The organism is Streptomyces sp. UH6 (assembly GCF_013421635.1).
GTDB lineage: Bacteria > Actinomycetota > Actinomycetes > Streptomycetales > Streptomycetaceae > Streptomyces > Streptomyces abyssomicinicus.
Genome location: NZ_JACADT010001306.1, coordinates 1 through 1,264, shown reverse-complemented (window position 1 = coordinate 1,264; position 1,264 = coordinate 1). Strand labels below are relative to the sequence as shown.

Annotated in this window: 1 protein-coding gene; it reads right to left on the bottom strand. The window is 74.9% G+C overall.

Annotation, left to right across the window (positions count from 1 at the left end; genetic code table 11):
* The coding region (locus HW445_RS31480; protein WP_180224179.1) for an acyltransferase domain-containing protein at positions 1-1,264 on the bottom strand (1,264 nt) is incomplete at both ends.

The following is a 1,264-nucleotide window of genomic DNA, read 5'->3' as shown; positions in this document are numbered from 1 at the left end:
GGGGCGACACGGGTCTGCCACAGGTGGCGGCCCTCGCCGTCGGGGTCCACGGTGTGCGGGCCGGTGAGCGGGTGCGGGGCGGGCGCGGTGTGCGTCCCGGCCGGCCTGCGGAGCGGTGAGGCGTCGACGACGTACCGCTTGCGCTCCCAGGTGGTCGGCGGAACGTCGGCCAGGGCGCCGGCGCGGTAGCGGTCGGCCCAGTCCAGGGGGTGGCCGGCGCAGTGCAGTGCCGCCACGTGGGTGTGGAACGCCAGCGCGTCGTCGGTGTCACGCAGCAGGGAGGGCACCACCGCGGTGCCGCCGTGGGCATGGGCGGCGAGCGTGGCCTTGACCGGGTGGGCCAGCGTGGGGTGGGGCCCGATCTCGACGAACACCCGGTGCCCGTCCTCGGCGGCGGCCCGTACGGCGTCGGCGAGGCGTACCACCCCGCGGAGGTTGTCCGACCAGTAGGCGGCGTCGAACAGGGGGCGTTCGCGCGGTTCGCCGGCGACGGTGCTGTAGAAGGACGTCACCGGCGCACTGCCGTGGACATCGGCGAGCGCGTCGGCGAGGTCGGGCAGGACGGGGTCCATGTGGGCGGTGTGCGAGGCCACGTCGACCTCGATCACCCGGATGCCCACGCCGCGCGCGTCCCACTCGTCGGCGAGGCGGCGGACGCGGTCCGCGTCACCGCCGATGACGGTGTTCTCCGGAGCGGCGACGACCGCGACGGACACCCCGTCCACCCGCTGCTCGGCGAGCAGCCGCTCCACCTCGGCGCGTCCCAGGGCTACCGACGCCATCAGGCCCTGCCCGGCGGTCCGCAGGATGAGGCGTGAGCGGCGGCAGACGACCCGTACCCCGTCCTGGACGCTCAACGCCCCCGCCGCCACCGCGGCGCCGATCTCTCCCATGGAGTAGCCGATCACGGCCGCCGGTTCGACGCCGTGGGACCGCCACATCGCCGCCAGTCCCAGCTGGACGGCGAAGATCACCGGCTGCACCCGGTCGAACCCGGTCACCACTTCGTCGGCGCGCAGGGTCTCACGCAACGAGAAGCCGGACTCCTCGGCCACGAGCGGCTCGAGGGTGTCGATCACGCGGGTGAACTCCGGGTCACGGTCCAGCAGTCCGCGGCACATGCCCGCCCACTGCGACCCGTGCCCCGAGAAGACCCACACCACGCCGTGCGCGGCGTCCGGCACCGCCCTGCCGGTCGCCACGCCGGCACAGGGCGACGCACCGGCCGCCATCTGTTCCAGCCGTGCCACCAGCTCCGGCCGGT